Raw genomic sequence first — 15721 nt, 5'->3', positions numbered from 1 at the left:
ATGCTCCGCGCCTTCATGCTCGACCCGAACAGGTTGCTTAGACCAGTCAAAAGCTTCGATGGCAACCCCCGGCCGCATCATGCCTGTTACCTTCACCTCGCCATCTTGGTGACTTATTCTTTGCGAGTGTTGCCACTGCCCGCCCAACCCCGCTTTTTTGAACTGAGCGTATATAGTGACGTCCTGCGTAGCAGTGGTTTGGAGCCAGAAGTGCCTGATCAACTCGCCTTGTTCTTCTGTAGGTGCGCCCCCCCCGAACACCCCCCGGCTGCGTTTTCAACTTCGGGTTTTTTGTACGGCGCACCACCCAGGTTTCTGGCTTATCCCCTGGCTCGATACCCTCATCCACGAAGTCTAACTGACCGCCTCCTTCCAGATAAAAACCGAACGTTCGCATATCGTCTTCGCCGATCGGTTCAACAAACGAATCCCCCTGTTCGGTGATAATGCTAACTTCCACCTGAATTTGCTGCATGCCGTTGGCGAAGCACCTAGGCGCCGATAATGTCCTGAGCGTGAAGTTCGATAGCGCCTTCCAGCCTGATGCGATTGACGACCGCGTGCCAGTACCCATGCCATCTTCGCCATGTTCGACAATGGCGTACCCGAAAGCCATGCCCATCAAGTCTGCCATCACCACGCTTGCTGAAGACTCCGGCTTGAGCGGTGGGGTGTACAGCCCGTCAGGTGTGATCTCACCCTCGCCGACCACTGTCCATTCAATTTTAGCTTCCTGCAGGGTGGCTGGTGGCGTCTGACCCGCGGCCAACAATGCCTCGCGCCAATTCAAGGAAGAGAACTGAATGGGTGCTTGCGCGTTCTCGCGGGGCACATGAAAGGGCTCAACGTATATGGCAGCAGCCGTGTTGACGATGACCACACACGCCTCGGCGGACGACTGAATACCTTCGTTGTCGTACCTCACACGAATTCGCTGACGCTGAATACCCGATGTGTGTTGTGCCGTGTAGGTGAATGTCGCCTTGTTCCCGTTTTTATCCAACTTACCCAGTTCTTCGCCTTCGAGCGACCAGTCTACGGCCGCACTACCGCTCACGACGAACTCGATGGGCCCGTCACCGTTTGACCAGTTCACGGTCTGTGGGGCAATGGTCAGGGGCTTGTCGGTTTCCACCACGAGTGCGGATGCAACCAAGGATTCGTCATCGTCCAAAGCATGACCCGTCACCAGTATCATCTGTGTCGGCCTGGCGAAGCTTTCCCGGGCAGTCGCTTGATAAAGGCCGCCATTCATCGTGCCCGTCGCCCCCGGACGGAATAAATTGCGCGCCTGCCATTCAACCACCCCGCTGCCGCCTGACATAGCGAACGGCTGTTTCATAGCAGCCCCCAGCGTGGAGATGGCAGGCTGCACTTCACGACTGAGCGCGCCACGCGCCAGCGCCCCGAAACTTACCGAGGCATCAGCCAGCAGGTGGGTTTCACTCAAGGCCACCCTACGGTCATTTCCCAGCGCTAACGAGCGCACTACATCGGCGGGCTCGCCCAGCTGGAGTTCCTGCATAATGGGTGGCGTAAGCAGCATGACGTCGGTGCTGGCTTCATTGGGCAACGGATAAGGGTAGGGTTGCGACGGCATATTACCCCCCTTGAAGTCCACGCCTTTTTGCATGAACACTACCAGTGCACCATCACCCTCAAAGCCTGGGGTTGCCGCCCATGGCGCGGGAAGAGTTATCAAGGCCCCCTTGCGCAGGTCCAACGGCTCATAGTTGCGCAAGTTGAACGAGCCCATTTTCAAAACCCTGCGCTCTTCGTTCTGTTGAACCAGCCACTGGCCCAGGCGTTTGCCAATTTGGGTGCGTTCGTAGTTGTCTAAACCAAGGTTGCAGATATAACGACTGGCCTGGGCGATGTCGATCACGATCTCTTGCTTCATGCTGATCGGGTCTAACCGCAGTTCGAATTTGCACTGCGCCTCCAGGTAGAAGCCCTGTGTTTCGCGAATAGTGAAGCTGCGATGCAAACGAGGCGGTTGGCCGGCCAGCTGAAGCCGGTAGCGGAAATCGCCAGCCAATAGGTTCATGCGTACGGTGACGAGCCGGTCTGTCGACACAGCGCCCTCGAACGATACGTGTGCTGCGCCCAGGACCAATCCCTCGATCTCGATTATCTGCTCACTGCCTTCATTGATCGAGAAGGCATCATCAAAAGGCTCGAGATAAGTCAGTTTGCCCAACGACTGCAAGTAGTGGTCCTGCAGTGAAGTATTCAACGCCTTGCGGCTGAGCGCCATCACGGCGCCCCAACCGAAGAACCGATCTTCCTCACTTAACCGCTGTAAAAGCGCCGATGTAGAGAACGGATTCATAGGTCACGCTCCTGCAAGTTCAGTAATGTAGCGAGGGGGAGTGGAATAATGACGAAGTTCCAAAATGGGATGAAGCCGGTGTCATAAAACGCAGCCACGGCAATATAATGCTCCCCCCCGGCGGCCGGCGGGGTGTACTTTCCAGACTGGCTCAAGTCGCCCTTACCACTCAGCTTGTACCAATTGGCAGGCGACAGTTCCATCTCGCTGCCGTCGTTTTTTGTCCCCCAAAAGGAAAATTGTATTCCGTCCTCCTCTTCGGTGTATCTGAAGAAGCAATTGGGTGTGGCCAGTTTTGGAAGAAACATTTCGCATACGACTGGTGGACCGTCGCCCTGTTTGACTTCTATTCTGTCGATGCGAATCGCTTGGTCCAGCTCCTCATTGCTATCATCCGGGAACTCTATTGGGGGGCGGCGGCAAAAACTGAGTGCAACACCTGACCTTTCCGGTACGGTGCTGCCCCTATGTCTTATACCGAACTCAGCGTTGAAGAGCGCGCCACCATTCAAATCGGTCGTACCCAAGGCTTCAGCCTGCGCAGGATTGCCTGCTTGATCAACCGATCCCCTTCGACCATCAGCCGTGAGCTGCGCCGTAACCGAGGTGCTTGCGGTGGCTACTCGGCCCGTCTGGCTCAGCAGCAAATGCAGGCCCGCCGCCAGGTTTGTCGACCGATGCGAAAACTGTTGCCGGGTAGCGAGCGCTTCGAACTGGTGACCCATATGCTGCGTGAGCGTTTGTCTCCCGAGCAGATTGCCGGCAAGCTGCGCAGCATGAACATACCCAACCTGCGAGATGCCTACGTCTGTCGCGAGACGATCTACAACGCGATCTATGCCCTGCCAGTGGGTGAGCTGCGTAAGGAGCTGATCATCTGTCTGCGCCAAGGCAAGACGACGCGCCGGCCGCGCTCTGGTGGCGTGGATCGGCGCGGCCAGATCCCCGAGATGGTCAGTATTCATGTGCGCCCGCCGGAGATTGAAGACAGGCTGATGCCGGGGCATTGGGAAGGCGACCTCATCAAGGGTAAGGCCAACGCCTCGTCCGTCGGTACGCTGGTGGAACGCACCAGTGGCTACCTGATGTTGGTGAAGATGAACGACGCAACGGCGACTTCGGCGCTGGAAGGCTTCAGCGCCGCGCTCAATAGCATGCCGCTGGAGATGCGCAAGAGCATGACTTACGACCAGGGCCGGGAGATGGCGCGACACGCCGAGATCACCCAAAGAACCGGCGTGGCGATCTACTTCTGCGACCCGCACAGCCCCTGGCAGCGCGGCAGCAACGAAAACATCAACGGCCTGATTCGCCAGTACTTGCCCAAGGGCACAGACCTGTCGGTACATAGCCAGGAGGAGCTGGACGCCATTGCGCTGCAACTGAACATGCGACCGCGCAAGCGCTTCGACTTCAAATGCCCCATCGAGGTGATGGGAGAGGTCATGCAAAATGCCATGGCAATGCGGCATGATGCTCCGGTTTCAATTCAATAACCGTGTTGCACTCAGCTCCTGCAACCGCCGGGCGTAATAGACGCGTGCATCCTGAACGTCGGCATTTTCATCCAGCTCCAACCTACCGCCGGCATTGCCGGAGAGAGTCCAATCAAGTGCCTGCTTGTTGGCGCTACCGGCCCAGACCACATACCCTGCATCAGGGTCACCTGGTAGGGTCAAGTTGACCGTGTTGACCATAGGGAATACCGAAACCGAAGAGGCAACCACATGGACCATGGCCTTGGCGGACCAGTCGCCTTTGCTGGCCGTTACAATCACTCGCCGGTAAGCGAAGTTGAAACTGGCCGCCGTTGGGGCTCGATAGATACCGTTCTCGATTGCCCCCACGTATTCTTCACCTGTCGGGTCACCCTCCAGCGCGGCGACGGACCATTGCACGCCCTCCAAGGGAGGGATCACCTCGAAGGTAAAGGTGCCATTGGCCACCACGACGGGTTCATTGTTAGACAGTCGGTTGGTTGTCAGCTTCGGGGCCAGGTCGCCCAATGCCGTCAAGTCACCGGGCTGATAAATGACGCGAGGCTCCACCACCGAATCGTCTGCGAACAGAAGGCCATTGAGACGGAACGCGTCAATGGAAAGTGAAACGTCTTCGAGTTCCTCAGCAAGTTGTTCCAGCCGCATGACAGGTAATTCATACGTTGCGAGGAAAGCGTCCAACTCCGATTTTAGATCATCGTGCCCCGTTCCGCCTTGGGTCTCAGTTGCGAATTGTTTCTCAACGTCAGTTTGAATCCGGATCACAGAGCGTCCGGCCTGATCTTTATCTAGCACTGGAGTGAACCTGCACTTTAAGTTCCAGTCAATCAGAACGGTAGCTTCATACTCATACTCTATCCACCCGCCCGCTGAAAAAACTGTTTCGGCCGCAAGCCCCCGCGTCTCGACACGGCCGGCCCACCGTATCTCCATCGCACCATTGACCAACGAGAAAGACCATGGGTCGCGACTGACAAAGGGAATTTCAACACCCTCTACCCCCGCGACCGGCCCCGTCCCAGGTATAACTATGGGTAATTTACTTTCACTATCAACCCCCCCTTTCGTAGCCTCGTACCGCATGAACTTTCCTGCGACGACACTCTGATATTCGAGCGTCTCGAACATTTTTAAACCTTTTATCGTCTTGAGCAGCATACGGCTGACGACCTGCTCAAAACTAATAACCAAATTACTTGAAAAACCCTCCGGCAAAAAATAGGGCAAGCTGCCTTCCCCAGGGAATCTCCGAACAAGCCTTCAGTTATGCGAGAATCCCCGCAACACCTGATCCGAGCCGCCCATGAGCCAGATGAGCTTTTCCGACTTTGAGTACGCCGGCAAGCGCAAGCAAACCCGCCGAGAGCGCTTCCTCGCCGAAATGGATCAGGTGGTGCCCTGGGCAGGCCTGCTGGAGCTGATCGAACCGTTCTACCCCAAGGCCGGCGGCGGTAGAAAACCCTATCCTCTGGAAACCATGCTGCGCATCCATCTGTTGCAGAACTGGTTCTCCCTGAGCGACCCGGCCATGGAAGAAGCGCTCTACGAAATCACGCCCATGCGCCAGTTCGCACGCCTGACGCTGAGCGCGCCAATCCCCGAAGACACCACGATCATGAACTTCCGGCACTTGCTGGAGAAGCATCAGCTCGCACCGGCAATCCTTGCGGTCATCAATGGTTATCTGCAGGAAAAAGGCCTGTCGCTGCGCCAAGGCACCATCGTCGATGCCACCATTATTCATGCCCCCAGCTCGACCAAAAATAAAGAAGGCAAGCGTGATCCCGAGATGCACCAGACCAAGAAAGGCGGTCAGTATTTCTTCGGGATGAAGGCGCACATCGGTGCCGATGTCGAGTCCGGCCTGGTGCATCACGTCCATGGCACCGCTGCCAATGTGGCCGATGTCACGCAGGTGGCTGAACTGCTGCATGGCGAAGAAAACGCCGTGTATGCAGATGCCGGTTACACCGGTGTCGAAAGGCGCGAAGAGCATGAAAATCGGGGGGTGATCTGGCAGATTGCAGCGCGTCGCAGCACCTATTCCAAGCTGAACCAGCGCAGCGTACTGTACAAAGCCAAGCGCAAGATCGAGTTCTGCAAGGCTCAGACACGGGCCAAGGTCGAGCATCCGTTTCGCGTGATCAAGCGGCAGTTTGGTTACGTGAAAATACGTTTTCGTGGGCTGATGAAAAACACGGCTCAGTTGACCACGCTGTTCGCCCTGGCAAACCTGTGGAGGGTTCGAAAACAGCTCATGGGTATGGGTGAGGTTCGCGTTTAACACGGAGAACCGGTCGAAAAAGCTCTCCGTACATGATTTTTCGGTCACTTTTCGTCCAATGACGCTGTAGGTGCCTGGAAAATTGCAACTTGCCGCGGCTGCACGACAAGTTGATCGGAGCATCCCCAGAGGGGATGTCACCAGATCTGTCATCCAAACCAATGAGCAGCAGCACCTCACCATCACCAAAATTATCGGCGCCACGTACAGCCGCACCGCGCGCCGGCCGCGTCAAAACTCGAAAATCCCCAGGTTGTAAAGCGTCCTCGGGGTTCGGGCGCAACTCACCCAACGTGAATTTTTTCTGGGAATCCTCCAGTGTTTTAAACCATTCAAGAAGGTGTGCGCCCAGTTTACCTTCTTCGAATCGAGTATCGACGCCGGTGAAAAGAAACTCCGTGGCTCCATTGCCTGCCAGGTCAAGCTCCACCGAGCCCTCATTGGTCACATGTCCAGGCGCATTCACTAAAAAAATAGTCATCGTCATGATAGGCCCGACAAGGCCATCAACAAAGCCTAAACGTTTAATCTGGGCGCGCTGGATCCCTTGCGTATTTGAGGTCTCGTAAACAATGCCCCCGACAGCTCGCATCATGCAGCGGGCTCGTCCATCGGTAAGGGTGGCCCCCTCAAACCGCAGGCGCGGTGAGTCGAATTGTACATCGCGCAAATAATGCACAGTACCTCCCGTCCCCACAAAACTATCGTAAGGCGGAATAATCGATGCTGTATTGAAGCGAGAGATATACTCTTGCAACAATAGGTAGTTGGTCTTGTCACGGTCAAACGCAGCGATCACGTCCCATCTAAGCGTTTTGGGCTCCGCCGCCATTTCCTTCAAAAAATCGTCCAACGATTGCTTGCTCATTTAGCTATTCTCCGTTGACAACAGATCTTTCTATGCTTGTTGGATACACAGAGTCGGGGTCAATCTCTGATCATTACCCTGCCATTCGGCAGTACGTGGAATGATTCGCCGTCATCGAAACTGATCGTTGCCCACAAGTGCAGGTCAGTGTCGCTCTTTAAGTTTTTCACGTCCGCCAGAGGAACCGTCGCTACCACCATCTCTTCTTTAACATCATCAACTTCAACTTTCACGGCGTCACGTATGGTTCTTTCGTAAGTAACACCAGTCGTCAGCATGCCGGTGACCTTTAGGGTCACTGTGTTACCCACCGCCATGAATGGCCAGACAGGCAGCACAATGTTAGGGTCTGTCACTAATTTCTTTTTAGAGAGTTCGCCGTTTGATTCCGCATCATCACAGAACGCCGGATGGTATCCACCTGGCGGCACTGGCTGTATTCTTAACTTCAACGCATCCGAAGTGAGTTCGCCCTCATTGGTAACGAGGGTGTAGGTCACCGGAAAGCGCTTGAGCGAACTCGCATTGTTCAGCTCCATGTTGGCCGCGATGTAGTCGGGGGGTATCGTGAAGAGCAAAGGGGCTGTTGGGTCGTCAGGCTCTTCGACCGTCACGTTGCCGGCGTAGGCATTGCCTTGCCAGTTCACTTTGATGCGGTCCCCTTCCCTTACCCCACTGCTAGGGACTTGTACCTTGGCCCCCTTCTCGAACTGGGTGGCGGACCCCACAGCTCCGTGGTCCTCCCCCGTGGTATCGATTACGTTCGGTGGCAAAAGGTGCCCGCGCACGCGCTCGACCTTGAACGACAACGGCTGCGAATTTACCGCCCAGCCCTGGCGCGCAATCTGGAAAAACACGTCAACGTCATCGCCAACACTGACGTCCAGTGACGCGGGGCTCACGCCGAACTGCATGACGCCATTCGGCTGGCTGCTAGCATCCAGACGCTGCACCATGACGTGGCGGTTATCCACCGTGTCGCCTAGCCAGTGGCAGAGCACTACGTCACCGGCTTCGGCGCGCACGGGGCACTTAGCCTTTATCACAAGCCCGGTCTTGAAGGCCTCCGGGTCCAGCACACCGCCCGAGAAACCCACGATCTCCATGGCCGGCAGGTAGGGTTCGGTGGCAGCGACCTCTAGCACTTCGAACGTTTGAGTCGGCGAGCGCAGCGCGATTTTGCTGCCCTTCAATATGATGGTGTAGTGAAGGTCGATGCTACGGCCTTTAAAATCACGCAACTGGCTCCTGGGGATCGAGCCGCTCAGCACAGCCGCTGCACCACCTTCTTTAGGTGAAACGTTGAACTCCTTCTGAACTGGCGAGCCGCTATCGTCCTCGCCATTGAGCACCACCTTGACCACATCACCTATTTGCAAGGCCTGGTAGTAGGGGATAATCACGGTGGCACCCGAACCCAGCGTACTGTAATCAATAACACGATCATGGGATTCGAGCACTTGCACCACCGGCAGTTGCTCATTCCATTCGGGTCTTTCGACTAAACCCACCAAACAGTGCAGCCGCAGCGACTCAGGTTGCTGGGTACCCTCCCAATCAAGCACCTGATAGGAATAAAACGCCGCCCCACCCCTGGCCCACAGAAGTGTCTCTTTTTTGATCTGCACCCGTTGGCCCAGCACCGGATCAGGATTAAAGACCGGGGTGGCCGAGTCGATGTCGTCGAACGGCAGGCCCTGCCCATCCGTGCCTCGCCATTTCACGGTGATGGTATCGTTATTGTGGATTCCGGGATAATTGACATAAGTATCAAGATCCCCCTCCAACGCATCCACATCGATTTCACGTCTGTCCGTCAATGTGGGAATAAACGGCAACGGCGGATTGATCGTTTGGGCGCGGGTAGCGGCACGCCCGCCATCTCTCTGATTTTTCAGGCTCATGCAGTTGAACTCCACAGGTTTGAAGTCTTTTTACCCCGTGATTCAACACCTGCCTACTAGCAGAAATAACAGGTAGCGGCTGATACCCCGGGGGGCAGCGAGCAGCAGGTACCTAGTATTTCTATCAGGTGCGCGAATGAGCGCGTGCTTTTACTCTCCAGATTCGTAGCACTCGACACGCGGCGGAGCGACCACGGCGCCACCCGCAGTTCAGGCTTATTACTTCGATAGCAAGCCCCCGTCAGGAGACATATCTATGTTATTCAACGCACCCGCAACCCCCCTGCTCATACGAAGCCTCATGGTGCTAGCCCTTGCCACGGTCAGCACCGTGAACAGCAACTTGGTACACGCCACCACGCCCACCAGCACAGTCCCGGGGACCATCACGTTGTATGGCAAAACAGGGGACATTTCAGACCCTGAAAACGACAGTAATAGCCACTGTGTTATTGAGGTTCTGCCCGGTGGCACTGGCCGAACAGTTGATTACATGCTCAGCAACCCAGACTCGAAATGCTTTCAATTGCGGGTTGAAAGTATCTCAATGGAGCACATGCCGCCTGCCACGCAGGTGCTGCTGACGGACGATTACTTTTGCGACACCACGCTGGGTGACGATTACCAGCCGAAACTTGATCCTAGCACGAACAAGAACTTCTGGATCAAGCTAAAAACCGGAGCCGACGGTTCCATACTTGCAAAACGAAGTATCAGCGGACTGAGCACGAAAGGGTTCCTTTACAACCAAGCAGAGGAAAAAGTCACCAAAGGCATACAATTGGTGGACATGGCCCTGTCGGGCTCCCCCCAGGAAATGACCCACACGCTATCCTGCGTGCGCGTCATAACTTCCAGCAACAAGGATACGAAATTTGGAGAAATCTTAAAGCTTGGAAAACAAGAATGGACGTCCAAATGGAGAGAAGGTGATGAAGATGCTGCGCCGAAGAAGGAGTGCGCAAAAGGCGTCATGTCCGGGCGTTATCACATGGGTAGAGAACAAGGTGATACTATGCACAAGTGTGCTGAGTTCAATACAGCTGTAGCCATTGAAAGAACGCCGTGGTCAACTATGTTTCGCGAATGCGGTATTCCCTTGAGCGGCGCTTACGTCAGCGACAAGGGCAGATACCAGGACTGTAATGAGGCTGACGTGACTGATTGGGAAAGTTTTGAGTACCGCTACTTCACCTGCCCTGTCGACCAAGTCATGGTTGGCCGCGGCCACGCCTATCAAAAATACGACGATACCGATGATACCGGTAACGACAGAGGCGATGAAAACGGGCGTACTGACTACCGATGTGCAAAGCTTTATGAGGGTGTCGTATCCGAAAGTAATCGTATCAGTGTATTGCCAGGTAAATGGACCGACCCCATAACCGAGGACGGCTCTGACCATCATGGTGATGAGCATGATGGTTATTTTAACTGTCCTGCAAACGAGGTGCTGGTAGGCCGTGCCCACCGCGGTGACGAAAGGAACTTAACCCGTTATCAATGTGCCAAGTTGCGCTTGCCCGCTCATTAATCCATTCACCAGGGTAAACTACCATGATCGCCACCTCGTCCGCGCACTCCAATGCGTTCAACTTTCTCGGTTTCATGCAAGGCGGAGTTGATCCGCGCACCGGCCAGTACACACTGGGCATCGAACTGCCCAAAATAGTCGCCAACAACCTGATCGGCCCTAACTTACCCCTTGCACTGAACTACAGCCCGTTGCAAGATGAAGACCATGGCTATGGATCAGGCTGGAGCATCAACCTCAGCCGCTATGATGTCAGTAGTCGGGCCTTGTCGCTCATCAACGGTGAAAGCTATCGTGTGACCAGCGTCTCATCCAAACCTGCTTATATTCATGAGCAGAAAATTGTGAGCTTCGAGTTTTACAAAGACGACGAATTCAACTACCGCGTCATTCATCGCTCGGGCATGATTGAACACCTGCGCACTTATTCTGAAAATGGCAAGCAAATTGCGCTGCCGTATCGAATCTATTCCTCGACTGGGCACTGGGTCGAACTCACCTACGAGGCCAAACCTGAAAACAGAAATCACCAGTGCCTAAGCGAAGTTCACGATGCAACGGGCAAGCGCCTGTTATGGGTGGAATACCAGAGCGTCGACCGCTACAGCATCCATTTGTACCCGGACGATAACGCCAGCACTTATGTGGTCTCGCTCAAAGCACGCGACGTCAGCGAGGTCTTGCTACCCGATGACCGCGGTGCGAAATGGCGTTTCGGCTATCTCAAAGATGCCTCTACCCAGAACATGCAGTGCTTGCAGACCATACACACGCCTAGCGGCAGCTTCGAACACCTTAGCTATGACAATGCAGGCCACCTAATGCCCAAAGGTAGCCCCATACCCAGGCTGCCCAGGGTCGAAACACACCAGGTGAACCCGGGTTTCGAACAGCCTGCAATGGTGACCCGTTACAGCTACTCCGCAGAAAATTTCATGGGCGGAAATAGCAACATGCCTTGGACGGAGGGGGAAGATACACTCTTCAAGCTACCAGGGGTTTATACCTACAGCTCCTCGCAACTACATGAAGTAGGTGGTGAGCTGGTTCGAAAGGTCACTCGCATTTACAACCGCTACCATCTGATGACCAAAGAGATTACCGAAGAGTTCGGCCGGGTCGCTCAGCCAGTAGCGCCGCTGGATGGCACAGCCGCAGAGCCGAAGGACGACTGGCACATCCGTGAGACCGAGACGTCATACCACGAAAACCCGAACGTGGAGTTCGCCCTGCAGCCTCGGTACTACCAGGCGCCAAAGTTCGTTGTCGAGCGCTGGAAGCTAAAGGACGATCCCACTCAGCTGCGCCAGGAAGTCACCACAACCCTGTACGATGACCACGGTAATCAGACCCTGGAGCTACAGCCTGACGGTGTGTTTACCGTCAGCGAATACTACGAGGCCGGGGAGCAGGATGGCTGCCCTGCAGACCCGCTAGGCTTCAAGCGCAGCCTCGCCAAGCGCACGGTGTACCCATCGGGGACACAGCCACCCTCCTGGGTCCCGCCCGAGGACATGCCCGCCACCGTCCCCGCGCCTGTGGCGGTCGAAAGTGGCGCACCGATAATGACCACGTATCTGCGCTATCAGCTGTTCGACATGCTGTCCGAAGAAAGCCGTCTTGTCGGTGCACCGAGCCAATACCTGGTTGAAGAGAGCATCACTGAGTGCAGCGGCCTCGGGGACGACGAGCGACTGCTGGAGCGGACCACGCAGGGTTACCACCATGCGCCAGACCAACCGGCGCTGCACGGCCGTCAAATCACTGAAGAAAAAATCCTGTACAACCCCCAGGCCAAAGGCTTGCTGGCCAGCGAGGAAAAAGTTTCCACACGCTGGAGCTACCCGGGCGCGACCACGAAGAAACGTGAGGCACCGCTTGAAATCAAAGAAACCGTAACCTGCAGAGGCGTGCAAAAAAGCTTTGTACGCTCGGTTTCCAGCCTGACAGGCCAAACGCTGATGGAGCAAGATGTTCACGGTGTAGCCATCGAGTACGAGTATGACGCGCTGCAACGGGTGATCAAACAAACCCTCGCTGCGGGTAGCCCGAATGCGTCCGTTCGCTCGTATAGCTATCGCTTGGTCGCCGCCGAGGGCCAGCAGGCCGGGATGACGGTTACCGACCCTTCCAACGTGGTCACCCATACCTTTTACGATGGTCTCAACCGCGCCATCAGCCAGACACGCCAAACTGAAAACGCAGAGCAACCCCAGCTGGTTTACGAGGCAATGCATGACGCATTGGGGCAGTTGATCCGCGATACTACCTACGACTACCATCCTCGCCTCAAGGGCGGCATGCTGGCCATCGATACCCACTACAGCTATGACGCCTGGGGCGAGCTTTGCGAAACCCTGAATGCTGACGGCACCCGACAACACACTGCCTTCTCCCCGTTTGGCACCCAGGGTGACATGGTCGCCAACTGGATGACCAGTCCCACCCAGCCGGAGCTGCGCCAGCATTTCACCCTGACCCAAAGCAATTTAAAGGAAAAGCCGTGGCAAATAGAGCGCTTTGATGCCGGCCGCAAACAAGTCGCGCGTCAGAACTTCTTTTACGATGGCCTAGGCCAAAGCACCCGTGAAGAGCAGCGGATTCGAGACCCGGAAAGCAACAATGAAACACTGACGGTCAGCAAATACCAGTACGATGAGTACGGCCGCATGACGTACACCGAACGACCAGACGGCACTGCGATGAGCAGAACATTTGCGCCGCACAGCCGCAATGAACTGGTCGAAACGATGTATGTGCACGAGAAACGCAAAGGTAAACGAACGCTGGCTGCTGGCGAGTTGGCCCATGCGCGTACGTACGATGGGCAAGAGCGCATGCTGACCTTCAGTGACGGTAAACGCACGGAACACTACGAGTACAAAGACAAGGCTGGCAACGACAGCGAGCAACAACTGGCCAGCAAACGTATCACTCAAAGCAAGCGAGAATTCAACTTCAGCTACGACCCCACCCTTTCCCTGCAACCCACTTCCATCACGGTAGGGCAAAACCAGCCGACCGCTTATGAATACGGACATCATTCCCCTGCCATCAGCCGTGCCGTCAACGACCATGGCACGCGCACCTATGACTACACCGACCAAGGCTACCTGCGACAGGAGACCTGGGACGACGCGCAGGCTGCCAAGCAGTATGTTTGCACGCATACCACCTCGCTTCAGGGCCGACAGTTACTGCGCGAGAGCAGTGATAACATCACGACTGAACACGGTTACGATGACATCGGCCGCCTTAGCTGGACCACCCAGGGCAACCTGCGCTCAGACTTCGAGTACAACGATGATGGGCGGCTGAAACTGACCAAAACCCAAGACCTGAAAACCTTGCATCGTGTCGACTGCGAGCAGGTCTACGATAGCCATGGCCAGGAGATCGACCGCATTCTGAGCCGCTACAATGATCAGCTCAAAACGACTGAACACCGTATTAGCCAAGTCTGGCGTAACGACGGCCTGCTCCATAGCCGCACGCTGTACCACGAGGGTGAACTGCAGCTCACGGAATTTTTCGACTACGATCCACGCAAACGGCTTGAGTCGTATTGGTGCGAGGGTAAGCAGGACGCGTTCCCCCGCAACGCCAAAGGGGACCCGATCGAAGAGCAAGTGTTCACTTACGATGATCTGGATAACCTGGTGAAATGCGAAACCTGGTTCCCCGATACCCCTAAGCATACCGCCACGTATCGCTGTGAAGGCTTCCAGTTGATGCAGGTGACGCATTCTCCCCCTGGCTACCTGCCCGACCGCGATATTCGCTACGATGATGATGGCAACATGCTCAACGACGAAGCTGGCAACCAGCTCGTCTATGACGACCATGGCCGCCTCGCACAAGTGTTGAGCGAGGGTGGCGACACGCTGTTCAGTTACCGCTACGACGGCCACGATCACCTTGTAGGCGTGCGCCACGGCAATGGTGCAGAGGTGCTGCGCCGCTATCAAAACGACCGTTTGCACACCACGATCGACAACGATGTACGGACCGAGTACTTGTATGAGGGCAGCCGCCCACTGGGCTTGCAATCGAGCAACGACAGCGATGGTAGTCGCCTGCTACTGACCAATATGAGCAATAGCGTGCTAGGTGAGAGCACAAAGGACACGGTGTGCGAAGCCCGTTACAGCGCTTATGGCGACAACGGCAAAGAAGACCCTGACAACGCGCTGCACGGCTTGTTGGCCTTCAACGGCGAGGCGCGTGAACGCGCCTTGGGTTGGTACCTGCTGGGGCGAGGTTACCGCGCCTATAACCCGCAGCTGATGCGCTTCCACAGCCCGGACTCGATGCCACCTGAGATCGCGGGTATCAACCCCTATCAATACTGCCTTGGCGACCCGGTGAACTGGCGCGATCCCAGCGGGCATGCGAGCTACAGGGCACCTTCAGACGAACCGGCGATCGGGTTCAGGAAGAGGAAAGGTCCCAGTAAAACCGGGGCGTGGATTCAGTTGGGCGTTAGTATCGCTGTCGCGGTGATTAGCGCCATCCCATTTGTAGGGAGCTTGATAAAAGTCTCAGCTACGGTTGGGCTCATGGCGGCGTCGATGACTACGAAGGTATTGATGGTCGTGGGCGCGGTAGGGGTGGCTGCCATGGCTGCGGGCCTTGGACTTCAGACTATGGCTATTTTCGAGAAGAACCAAGCAAAACAAACGTTGTATCAGTCGATCGGTGGCGGGCTCTCCATGCTAGGTGGGATAGCCGCCGGTTTCTCAGGGTACAAGACGTGGTCATACGCGAAAGCTGAAAAAGCAAAGAAAGCCGCTAATGCAAAAGCCGCAGAAGCCGCAACTGAAAAACCTGCCACGAGCGCTGATACAGGCCCTTCTGGTGTTGCCAGCGACGTTGATGCGATTAAAAGCTCGGTAGAGGCGGCGAACGCTAAAGCCACCGATGCACTGAGGAAAGTTGACGAGCTCGCGCTGCAGCAGGGCCCTCAAGGTGACAGGGGCCCAGCCGGACCAACCGGACCAACCGGACCAGCTGGAGCCGATGGACAGCCAGGACCCCGTGGCCCCCGGGGGTACTCCACTTCCATATCAGGCGTAAAGGATGCGGTGTTTGACATTCTAAGAGATTTTGGCCTTATACCAACCCCCTCTGGCGGATCGGAAAACAGTGCGAAAGCTAGTACGCCAGTAGTCACGAGTTTCGGGATGACTCCTGCTGGCGCTCGTGATCTAGCGAACAGCTTCAAGAAAGATAACTAGAACCAGAAATGATATACGGCCGTCTGCCTCGCAAGAGGCAGACGGCTTACAGTTTCATGGACT

General features: G+C 55.8%; 9 protein-coding genes. 4 read left to right on the top strand and 5 right to left on the bottom strand.

Annotated features, from left to right (window positions below; translation table 11 throughout):
• Positions 1 to 46: 46 nt before the first annotated feature.
• On the bottom strand, positions 47 to 2332 hold the full coding sequence (locus AA098_RS08140; protein WP_064614047.1) for a hypothetical protein: 2286 nt from the start codon (positions 2330 to 2332) through the stop codon (positions 47 to 49).
• Entirely contained in the window at positions 2329 to 2640 is a 312-nt protein-coding gene (locus AA098_RS29135) for a hypothetical protein (RefSeq protein WP_156747516.1), read from the bottom strand. The genes AA098_RS08140 and AA098_RS29135 overlap by 4 nt, the downstream gene beginning before the upstream one ends.
• A 159-nt stretch (positions 2641 to 2799) precedes the next feature.
• Between AA098_RS29135 and AA098_RS08125 the strand changes: the two genes are divergently transcribed.
• The gene (locus tag AA098_RS08125) at positions 2800 to 3828 is read left to right on the top strand and encodes an IS30-like element ISPsp7 family transposase (RefSeq protein ID WP_011911495.1); all 1029 of its coding nucleotides are present in this window, start codon (positions 2800 to 2802) and stop codon (positions 3826 to 3828) included.
• Here AA098_RS08125 and AA098_RS08120 read toward each other — a convergent pair.
• Complete coding sequence (locus AA098_RS08120; protein ID WP_156747515.1) at positions 3817 to 5058, bottom strand: hypothetical protein; 1242 nt, start codon at positions 5056 to 5058, stop codon at positions 3817 to 3819. The two genes, AA098_RS08125 and AA098_RS08120, sit on opposite strands and share 12 nt — an antisense overlap.
• Positions 5059 to 5134: 76 nt before the next feature.
• Here AA098_RS08120 and AA098_RS08115 point away from each other — a divergent pair, with 76 nt between their 5' ends.
• The gene (locus AA098_RS08115; RefSeq protein WP_003117291.1) at positions 5135 to 6115 is read left to right on the top strand and encodes an IS5-like element ISPa41 family transposase; all 981 of its coding nucleotides are present in this window, start codon (positions 5135 to 5137) and stop codon (positions 6113 to 6115) included.
• Here AA098_RS08115 and AA098_RS08110 read toward each other — a convergent pair.
• Both AA098_RS08110 and AA098_RS08105 read right to left on the bottom strand, forming a co-directional pair.
• On the bottom strand, positions 6087 to 6983 hold the full coding sequence (locus AA098_RS08110; protein ID WP_064614043.1) for a hypothetical protein: 897 nt from the start codon (positions 6981 to 6983) through the stop codon (positions 6087 to 6089). The genes AA098_RS08115 and AA098_RS08110 overlap by 29 nt on opposite strands.
• A gap of 59 nt (positions 6984 to 7042) precedes the next feature.
• Positions 7043 to 8887 (bottom strand): hypothetical protein, encoded by a 1845-nt coding sequence (locus AA098_RS08105; RefSeq protein ID WP_064614042.1) that lies wholly within the window; start codon positions 8885 to 8887, stop codon positions 7043 to 7045.
• A gap of 256 nt (positions 8888 to 9143) precedes the next feature.
• Between AA098_RS08105 and AA098_RS08100 the strand changes: the two genes are divergently transcribed.
• Positions 9144 to 10421, top strand: a complete 1278-nt coding sequence (locus AA098_RS08100) for a hypothetical protein (protein ID WP_064614041.1) — start codon at positions 9144 to 9146, stop codon at positions 10419 to 10421.
• A gap of 23 nt (positions 10422 to 10444) precedes the next feature.
• Positions 10445 to 15658 carry an RHS repeat-associated core domain-containing protein gene (locus AA098_RS30015; protein ID WP_064614040.1) on the top strand — a complete coding sequence of 1738 codons (5214 nt, stop codon included), beginning with the start codon at positions 10445 to 10447 and terminating at the stop codon, positions 15656 to 15658.
• The last annotated feature ends 63 nt before the right edge of the window (positions 15659 to 15721 follow it).

Origin of the sequence: Pseudomonas sp. JY-Q, assembly GCF_001655295.1 — a bacterium.
Classification (GTDB): domain Bacteria; phylum Pseudomonadota; class Gammaproteobacteria; order Pseudomonadales; family Pseudomonadaceae; genus Aquipseudomonas; species Aquipseudomonas alloputida.
The sequence above is the reverse complement of the archived record's forward strand: the minus strand, read 5'-3'. Positions and strand labels throughout refer to the sequence as shown.

Bases quoted from the DNA above. Each gene is read 5' to 3' on its own strand.
- AA098_RS08140 (WP_064614047.1), bottom strand. From the start codon at position 2,332: ATGAATCCGTTCTCTACATCGGCGCTTTTACAGCGGTTAAGTGAGGAA.
- AA098_RS29135 (WP_156747516.1), bottom strand. From the start codon at position 2,640: ATGTTTCTTCCAAAACTGGCCACACCCAATTGCTTCTTCAGATACACC.
- AA098_RS08125 (WP_011911495.1), top strand. From the start codon at position 2,800: ATGTCTTATACCGAACTCAGCGTTGAAGAGCGCGCCACCATTCAAATC.
- AA098_RS08115 (WP_003117291.1), top strand. From the start codon at position 5,135: ATGAGCCAGATGAGCTTTTCCGACTTTGAGTACGCCGGCAAGCGCAAG.
- AA098_RS08110 (WP_064614043.1), bottom strand. From the start codon at position 6,983: ATGAGCAAGCAATCGTTGGACGATTTTTTGAAGGAAATGGCGGCGGAG.
- AA098_RS08105 (WP_064614042.1), bottom strand. From the start codon at position 8,887: ATGAGCCTGAAAAATCAGAGAGATGGCGGGCGTGCCGCTACCCGCGCC.
- AA098_RS08100 (WP_064614041.1), top strand. From the start codon at position 9,144: ATGTTATTCAACGCACCCGCAACCCCCCTGCTCATACGAAGCCTCATG.
- AA098_RS30015 (WP_064614040.1), top strand. From the start codon at position 10,445: ATGATCGCCACCTCGTCCGCGCACTCCAATGCGTTCAACTTTCTCGGT.